Origin of the sequence: Brevibacterium sp. SIMBA_078 (genome assembly GCF_046534565.1) — a bacterium.
In the GTDB taxonomy this organism is placed as follows: domain Bacteria; phylum Actinomycetota; class Actinomycetes; order Actinomycetales; family Brevibacteriaceae; genus Brevibacterium.
Genome location: NZ_JAWRYQ010000425.1, coordinates 1 through 250 on the forward strand (window position 1 = coordinate 1; position 250 = coordinate 250).

Below are 250 nucleotides of genomic sequence, written 5' to 3' on the forward strand. Positions count from 1 at the left end.
CTAAGTACGGATGTGGAAGGCACGCTGCTACCGCGTCTGGATAGCGTGCTTCAAAAAGCGGTTGGTGAAGTCTCCGCGCCTTCCGTACCTCGTTGGCAGGGCCGCTATCAAACCTTGAGCGGTCACACGGAGCTGCGTTTGGCGCTTGCCCCCTTTGTCATACAGCAAAATGGTCGTGAACTGGACGTACGTGGAGCCCGTGTACGCCTAGAAGGCATGTTTGGTGACTGGCGTTTGCGGGGGCTGTTGG

The 250-nt window shown here is 58.0% G+C and carries 1 protein-coding gene; it reads left to right on the plus strand.

What is annotated here, in order from left to right; all coding sequences use genetic code 11:
- Positions 1–12 precede the first annotated feature (12 nt).
- On the plus strand, positions 13–250 hold a 238-nt coding region (locus tag SB749_RS20280), incomplete at its 3' end, for a hypothetical protein (RefSeq protein ID WP_410711895.1).